The organism is Lentzea aerocolonigenes, assembly GCF_000974445.1.
In the GTDB taxonomy this organism is placed as follows: Bacteria; Actinomycetota; Actinomycetes; order Mycobacteriales; family Pseudonocardiaceae; genus Lentzea; species Lentzea aerocolonigenes.
The window spans coordinates 156,236-164,169 of record NZ_BBOJ01000023.1 but is presented as its reverse complement, the minus strand read 5'-3'; the positions used below and the strand labels follow the sequence as shown (position 1 = coordinate 164,169).

The 7,934-nt window shown below is 70.7% G+C and carries 6 protein-coding genes and 2 rRNA genes; all 8 read left to right on the top strand.

Going from position 1 to position 7,934, the window contains the following annotated elements; translation table 11 throughout:
- A 23S ribosomal RNA gene (locus AOM45_RS38735) occupies positions 1-481 on the top strand; the annotation flags it as partial.
- Positions 482-570: 89 nt separating this feature from the next.
- Positions 571-687, top strand: a 5S ribosomal RNA gene (rrf, locus tag AOM45_RS38730).
- A gap of 86 nt (positions 688-773) precedes the next feature.
- Positions 774-3,368, top strand: a complete 2,595-nt coding sequence (locus tag AOM45_RS53205) for a hypothetical protein (protein WP_156093937.1) — start codon at positions 774-776, stop codon at positions 3,366-3,368.
- On the top strand, positions 3,365-4,159 hold the full coding sequence (locus AOM45_RS38720) for an HAD-IIA family hydrolase (RefSeq protein WP_030468841.1): 795 nt from the start codon (positions 3,365-3,367) through the stop codon (positions 4,157-4,159). Before AOM45_RS53205 ends, AOM45_RS38720 begins: the two co-directional genes overlap by 4 nt.
- 5 nt (positions 4,160-4,164) lie before the next feature.
- Positions 4,165-4,332 carry a hypothetical protein gene (locus AOM45_RS51985; RefSeq protein WP_167980346.1) on the top strand — a complete coding sequence of 56 codons (168 nt, stop codon included), beginning with the start codon at positions 4,165-4,167 and terminating at the stop codon, positions 4,330-4,332.
- A gap of 6 nt (positions 4,333-4,338) precedes the next feature.
- Positions 4,339-5,148, top strand: a complete 810-nt coding sequence (locus AOM45_RS38715) for a TlyA family RNA methyltransferase (RefSeq protein ID WP_030468842.1) — start codon at positions 4,339-4,341, stop codon at positions 5,146-5,148.
- Entirely contained in the window at positions 5,145-6,035 is an 891-nt protein-coding gene (locus AOM45_RS38710; protein WP_030468843.1) for an NAD kinase, read from the top strand. Before AOM45_RS38715 ends, AOM45_RS38710 begins: the two co-directional genes overlap by 4 nt.
- 95 nt (positions 6,036-6,130) lie before the next feature.
- Complete coding sequence (gene recN / locus AOM45_RS38705) at positions 6,131-7,912, top strand: DNA repair protein RecN (protein ID WP_035910931.1); 1,782 nt, start codon at positions 6,131-6,133, stop codon at positions 7,910-7,912.
- The last annotated feature ends 22 nt before the right edge of the window (positions 7,913-7,934 follow it).

Here is a 7,934-nt window from a genome sequence, read left to right as displayed (position 1 = left end):
TCGCTCAACGGATAAAAGGTACCCCGGGGATAACAGGCTGATCTTGCCCAAGAGTCCATATCGACGGCATGGTTTGGCACCTCGATGTCGGCTCGTCGCATCCTGGGGCTGGAGTAGGTCCCAAGGGTTGGGCTGTTCGCCCATTAAAGCGGTACGCGAGCTGGGTTTAGAACGTCGTGAGACAGTTCGGTCCCTATCCGCCGCGCGCGTAGGATACTTGAGGAAGGCTGTCCCTAGTACGAGAGGACCGGGACGGACGGACCGCTGGTGTGCCAGTTGTTCTGCCAAGAGCATTGCTGGTTGGCTACGTTCGGAAGGGATAACCGCTGAAGGCATCTAAGCGGGAAGCTCGTTCCAAGATGAGGTATCCCACTCTTCGTGAGTTAAGGCCCCCAGCTAGACCACTGGGTTGATAGGCCAGAGGTGGAAGACCGGTAACGGTTGGAGCTGACTGGTACTAATAGGCCGAGGACTTGTTACAAAGACGCTACGCATCCACTGTGCGGTTCTGGAAGAACAACCAGGACCGATCGCGGCCCTGCGGGGTTGCTGGTTGTAATTTCATAGTGTTTCGGTGGTTATAGCGTTGGGGAAACACCCGGTCCCATTCCGAACCCGGTAGTTAAGCCCTTCTGCGCCGATGGTACTGCACTGGTTACGGTGTGGGAGAGTAGGTCGCCGCCGAACTTCTTCCCTGAAGGGGCTTGTGATTGCGGGGCACAACAACAGTGCTCGCTCACAAGCCCCTTTCAGCGTGTCCATAGGAGGATTAGGTGTCCAGGTTCGGGGATCGTCCCGGCGACCGTCAGCGTGGCCAGGGAGACCGACCGCGCCGTTCCGAGGGTGGCCGTCCAGCAGGCGATCGAAAGTTCAGCAACAACTCCCAGCGTGGTGAAGGCTCCGGCGACCGCACCAACCGCGGCGACCGTCGAGACGACCGCGCCGGCTACCGGGGCCAGGGCTCGAGCGACCGCGGCGGCTACCGCAGCGACCGCTCCGGCGACCGCCCCAGCTACCGCAAGGACGACTCCGGTGACCGTGGTGGTTACCGGGGTTCGAGCGACCGTGGTGGCTACCGCAAGGACGACTCGGGTGATCGCGGTGGTTACCGCGGCTCGAGCGACCGCGGCGGGTACCGCAAGGACGATTCAGGTGACCGTGGTGGTTACCGCGGCCAGGGTTCCAGCGATCGTGGCGGCTACCGCAAGAGCGACTCCGGCGACCGCGGCGGCTTCCGTGGCGAGCGCTCCGGTGAGCGCGGCGGCTACCGCAAGGACGACTCCGGCGAGCGCGGGGGCTACCGCGGGGACCGTTCCAACGACCGCGGTGGGTTCCGTCGCGACGACTCCGGCGACCGCGGTGGTTTCCGCGGCGACCGTGGTTTCCGCAAGGACGATTCAGGCGACCGTGGCGGCTACCGCGGCCAGGGTTCCAGCGATCGTGGCGGCTACCGCAAGGACGACTCCGGTGAGCGCGGCGGCTTCCGTGGCGAGCGCTCCGGTGACCGCCCCGGCTACCGCAAGGACGACTCGGGTGATCGCGGTGGTTACCGCGGCCAGGGGTCCAGCGATCGTGGTGGCTACCGCAAGAGCGACTCCGGTGAGCGCGGCGGCTTCCGCCGGGACGACTCGGGTGACCGCGGCGGGTACCGGGGTTCCAGCGACCGGGGCGGCTTCCGCAAGAGTGACTCCGGTGACCGTGGCGGTTACCGCGGTGAGCGCTCCGGTGACCGCCCCGGCTACCGCAAGGACGACTCCGGCGACCGTGGTGGTTACCGCGGCCAGGGTTCCAGCGATCGTGGTGGCTACCGCAAGAGCGACTCCGGTGAGCGCGGCGGCTTCCGCCGGGACGACTCGGGTGACCGCGGCGGGTACCGCGGCTCGAGCGACCGTGGCGGGTACCGCAAGGACGACTCTGGTGACCGTGGTGGTTACCGGGGTTCCAGCGACCGCGGCGGGTACCGCAAGAGCGACTCCGGTGAGCGCGGCGGGTTCCGTGGCGAGCGTTCGGGTGACCGTGGCGGCTTCCGGCGGGACGACTCCGGTGACCGGGGTGGGTACCGCGGCGACCGTCGTGACTCCCGTTCTGACGACCGGGGTGGGTACCGCTCGGGCGAGCGCGGTGCGGAGCGTGGTGGCTACCAGCGCGACGACCGGCGGGACGAGCGCAGCCGTGAGCGTGCGGCGCGGTTCCAGGAACGTCGTGCCGAGTCGGGCGTCGAGGCCACCGGTCAGGACGTCGCGGGTGCCGAGGGTTCGTCCGCGCCCGAGGTGACGTCGGAGGGCTCGCGTGCCGGTTACCGCCTTGGTGACGGTGCCGCGGCCACCCGCGCCGCGGCCGGGCGTGAGCAGGGTGCCGAGGCCGGCGACGGTGCCGCGTCCGTCGAGGGCGTGACCTCCGCCCAGAGCGCTGCCGCTGACGACGCCGACGGCGTCACCCGGGACAGCGACCAGACGGCTGACCAGGACAGCGACCAGACCGCCGGCCGGGAGGGCGACCGCGAAGCCGACCCGACCGCCGACGAGACGGCTGACCAGGACGCCGACCCCGAAGCCGGCCAGGCCGCTGACCGGGACGCCGACGACCGCGACACCGCCGACGAGCGCGGCACCCGGTCCGGCGACCGTGAGGCAGACGACCGCGCCCAGCAGCGGGACGACCGGGACGACGCTCCCGCCCCCCGCGGCGGCCGGCCCGAGCTGCCGGAGGAGGCCGACCTGTCGCTGCTCGACCCGGAGATCAAGGCCGAGCTGCGCAGCCTTCCGAAGGGGCTCGCGGAGATCGTCGGACGGCACCTGGCCGCGGCCGGGCTGCTGATCGACGAGGAGCCCGAGCTCGCCCTGGAGCACGCCCGGTACGCGCGCAGCAAGGCGGCGCGGGTCGGTGTCGTGCGGGAAGCGGCGGGGCTCACCGCCTACTTCGCGGACGAGTGGGCCGAGGCGTTGAGCGAGCTCAGGGCCGCGCGCCGGATGATGCCCGGGCCGGGTCACCTCGCGATCATGGCCGACTGCGAGCGGGCGCTCGGGCGGCCGGAGCGGGCCATCGACCTCGCCAAGGATCCCGCGGCGAAGGAGCTCTCCCAGGAGGACGAGATCGAGCTGCGGATCGTCGCGGCCGGTGCTCGTCGCGACATGGGGCAGCTGGACGCGGCCGTGGTGGCGTTGCAGGGTCCCGACCTGGATCCGGGGCAGCGCACTCCCTACTCCGCGCGGCTCTTCTACGCTTACGCCGACAACCTGGCCGCGGCCGGTCGCATCGAGGAAGCGGTCAAGTGGTTCCTCAACGCCGCCGAGGCTGACGACGAAGGGGAGACGGACGCCGCCGAGCGCGCGTTCGAGCTGACCCAGGAGGAGACCGCGGAGCAGTGAGCGAGACGTTGGCCGACCGGTACGACGCGTTGCTGATCGATCTCGACGGCACCGTCTACCGCGGGTCCCAGGCCGTGCCCGGTGCTGCGGAAGCGATCGCGGCAGCCAGAAGCAAGGGTGTCGGGATCCGGTACGTCACCAACAACGCCTCACGCTCACCGCAGATGGTGGCTGACCACCTCGTCGAGCTCGGGTTCGAGACGAACGTCGACGAGGTGAGCACCTCCTCGCAGGCGGGCGCGGCCATGCTCGCCGAACGCCTGCCCAAGCGCTCCACCGTGCTCGTGCTCGGCACCGAGGCCCTGGAGGCCGAGGTGTTCAAGCGCGGGCTCATCCCGACCGACACCGCCGAAGGCGCGGTGGCGGTCCTGCAGGGGCTGTCCATGGACCTCGGCTGGCGCGAGCTGGCCGAGGCCGCGGTCGCCATCCGCAACGGCGCGCTGTGGGTGGCGTGCAACGTCGACGCCACCCTGCCCACCGAACGCGGTCTCCTGCCGGGCAACGGTTCCCTCGTCGCCGCCCTGAAAACGGCCACCGACGCGGAACCGCTCGTCGCCGGCAAGCCCGCCACCCCGCTGCTCCAGCAGGCCGCGAAGGAGCTCCAGGCGAACCGGCCGCTGGTGATCGGCGACCGGCTCGACACGGACGTCCTGGGCGCGGTCAACGCGGGCATGGACTCGCTGCTCGTCCTCACAGGTGTGTCGACCGAAGAAGAGGCGCAAGCGCTTCCGGAAGACCAGCGGCCCACGTATGTCGGCGCGGACCTGTCGGTACTCCATCGGCTACCGTAAGAGCCGTGAGCTACCCCCTGCCCGGACCACCGCCCAACCCGGCTGACGCCATCGACGGCGCGCTGGCGAGGCTCGACGGGCTCGAGAACGTTCCGCTCGACGAGCACGTCGCGCGGTTCGACGCCGTGCACGCGACGCTCACCGACGCACTGTCGAGCATCGACAAGGTGTGATGCACAGTGCCTCGCAGAGTGCGGCTCGACGCCGAACTCGTGCGCAGGGGGCTCGCCAGGTCCCGTGAGCACGCCAGCCAACTCGTCGCGGACGGCCGCGTCACGGTCCGCGGCACCGTCGCGACGAAAGCCGCGACCGCCGTGGAGACCTCCGACGCGGTCGTCGTCAAGGACCTCGCCAACGACCCGAACTGGGCGTCCAGGGGCGCGCACAAGCTGATCGGCGCGCTCGAAGGCTTCAAGATCGACCCGACGGGCAAGCGCTGCCTCGACGCGGGAGCATCCACTGGCGGTTTCACCGACGTGCTGCTGCGCAACGGCGCACGGCAGGTCGTCGCGGCCGACGTCGGCAGGGGTCTGCTCGACTGGAAGCTGCAGACCGACGACCGGGTCGTGGTGAAGGACAAGACCAACGTCCGCACCCTCACTCCCGAGGACATCGGCGGGAAAGTTGAACTCGTCGTAGCGGATCTTTCGTTTATCTCGTTGAGGCTTGTGCTCCCCGCACTCGCCGCGTGCCTCGACGAGGAGGGCGACCTGCTGCCGATGGTCAAGCCGCAGTTCGAGGTCGGGAAGGAACGCCTCGGCTCCGGTGGCGTCGTGCGCGACCCGGAACTGCGCGTCGCGGCGGTTCTCGAGGTCACCAAGGCCGCTGAGGAGCTCGGGCTGACGACGAGAGGTGTCGTCGCGAGCCCGCTGCCCGGTCCGTCCGGCAACGTCGAATACTTCCTCTGGCTCCGCAAGGCGGGATCCGCGCCCATGGGATCCGACGCTGTGGAGATGGTGCGCACCGCCGTCGAAGAAGGGCCCCAATGAGGGAAGTCCTGCTGGTCGTCCACACCGGCCACCAGAGCAACATCGATCTCGCCCGTCAGGTGGCCGGCCGCCTCGCGGTCGGGGGCGTCACGACACGAGTGCTCGACGACGAGGCTCGTGACCTCGGCCCGTCGTGCTGTACCAAGGTCGTGCCCGCCGACGACCACGCCGCGGAGGGCACCGAACTGGTGCTCGTGCTCGGTGGTGACGGCACGCTGCTGCGCGGCGCCGAGCTCGCCCGCCCCGCGCGGGTGCCGGTGCTGGGCGTGAACCTGGGCCGCGTCGGCTTCCTCGCGGAGGCCGACTCGGACGCGTTGCACGAGGCCGTCGGGCACGTGCTGGAACGCGACTACTTCGTGGAAGAGCGCATGACGCTCGACCTCGTCGCGAAGGTGGGCGGCGAGGTCGTCCTGAAGACCTGGGCGCTCAACGAGATCAGCGTCGAGAAGCTGATCCGCGAACGCATCCTCGAGGTTGTCATCGAGGTCGACGGACGGCCCGTGTCGGCGTTCGGCTGCGACGGCGTGCTGTGCGCGACGCCGACGGGCTCCACGGCGTACGCGTTCTCCGCCGGTGGCCCTGTCGTGTGGCCGGACGTGCAGGCGATCCTGGTGGTGCCGAGCAACGCGCACGCGTTGTTCGCCCGACCGCTGGTCGTCTCGCCGAAGTCGCACGTGGCGTTCGAGATCGAGTCGACGGGTCACCCGGCGGCCCTGTCCGCGGACGGGCGCCGCACGTTCGAGCTGCCCGCGGGCGCTCGGATCGAGATCGTGGAGGGCGAGGTGCCGCTCAAGGTCGTGCGGCTGCGCCAGGCTCCGTTCACGGACCGGCTGGTCGAGAAGTTCGACCTGCCGGTGAAGGGGTGGCGGGGACCATCGGCAGGCTGATCGCGCCGCTCGGTGCGTCGGCACTCGCTCGTTATGGTGCCCCCAGAGCAAGGTCCCATCCGGAAATGTCGGACCCGACAAGTAAGGTTCGCCCTGTGCTGGCCGAGATGCGCATCAATGGCCTTGGCGTGATCGACGAGGCCACCCTTGAACTCGACCCCGGATTCACCGTCGTCACCGGTGAGACGGGCGCGGGCAAGACCATGGTCGTGACCGGGTTGCACCTGCTCGGCGGTGGCCGGGCGGAGGCGTCCCGCGTGCGCACCGGAGCCGACAGGGCGGTGGTCGAAGGCCGCTTCCAGGCTCCGGCCGGCAGCCCTGCCGCGAAGGTGGCGGAGGAGGTCGGCGGCGAGGCGGACGAGGACGGGTCGCTGATCGCGATCCGCACCGTCGGCTCGGACGGCCGCTCCCGTGCCCACGTCGGCGGCCGCTCGGTGCCGGTCGGCGTGCTGTCCGAACTGGCCGAGCAGCTGATCGCCGTGCACGGTCAGAACGACCAGCTGCGGCTGATGCGCCCGACCGAGCAGCGCGGCGTGCTGGACCGCTTCGCAGGCGACGACGTGGCGGAGCCGTTGCGCGCGTACCAGAGCGTCCGCGAGGAGTGGCTCAAGGTCACCACCGAGCTGAAGGAGCGCACCGAGCGTTCCCGCGAGCTCGCGCGCGAGGCCGACCTGCTGCGGCACGGCCTGTCCGAGATCGACGCCGTCGACCCCAAGCCGGGCGAGGACGCCGAACTGCACGACGAGGCCCGCCGGCTCGCGGACGCGGACCAGCTCCGCGAAGCCGCCCAGGGCGCGCAGTACGCGGTGAGCGGTTCGCTGGAGGGCGACCCGGACAACCCCGGCGCGCTCGGCCTGATCTCCGAGGCCGCCCGCCGCCTGTCCGCTTCCGAAGACCCGAAGTTGCGCGAGATGGAACCGCGTCTCGTCGAGGCGGCGACGCTGCTGGCGGACGTCGGCGCGGAGATCTCCGGCTACCTCGACCACCTGGAGGCCGACCCCGGCCGCCTGGAGCAGGTCCTGCAGCGCCAGGCCGAGCTGAAGGCCCTGACCCGCAAGTACGCCGCGGACGTCGACGGCGTGATCGCGTGGGCGAACGACGCCCGCGCCCGCCTCGACGGTCTCGACACCTCCGAGGAAGCCCTCACCGCGCTGGCCACCCGCCGCGACGAACTGGCCGTCGAGCTCGCCGCACTGGCGGAGCAGGTCACCGCCGCGCGCGTCGAGGCCGCCGCCGACCTGGGCAAGGCCGTCACCGAGGAGCTCGACGGGCTCGCGATGCCGCACGCCTCGGTCGAGCTCGCGGTCCGCCCGCGGCACGCCGAAGCGGGCGACCAGCAGGCGCTCAACGTCGGCCGGTCGATCCTGCACGCGGGGGCGTCGGGCGTCGACGACGTGGAGCTCCGCCTCATCTCGCACCCCGGCGCGCCGGCCCTGCCCGTGCACAAGGGCGCGTCCGGCGGTGAGCTCTCGCGCGTGATGCTCGCGCTGGAGGTCGTGCTGTCGCACTCGGACCCGGTGCCGACGCTGGTGTTCGACGAGGTCGACGCGGGTGTCGGTGGCCGCGCGGCGGTCGAGGTCGGCCGCAGGCTCGCGAGGCTCGCCCGCTCGCACCAGGTCATCGTGGTCACGCACCTGCCGCAGGTGGCGGCGTTCGCCGACCGGCACCTGGTCGTGGACAAGTCCGCGGACGGCACGTTCACCAGGTCCGCGGTCCGCAAGCTGGACGAGACGCAGCGGGTGGTCGAGCTGGCCCGCATGCTCGCCGGCATGGACTCGACCGACACCGGTCGCGCGCACGCCGAGGAGCTGCTGGCCGCGGCCAAGGCGGACAAGTCGGCGGCACCGGTCGTGCGGCGGCGCAAGAAGAAGGCCTGACCCGCTGTCCGGGCTCAGGTTC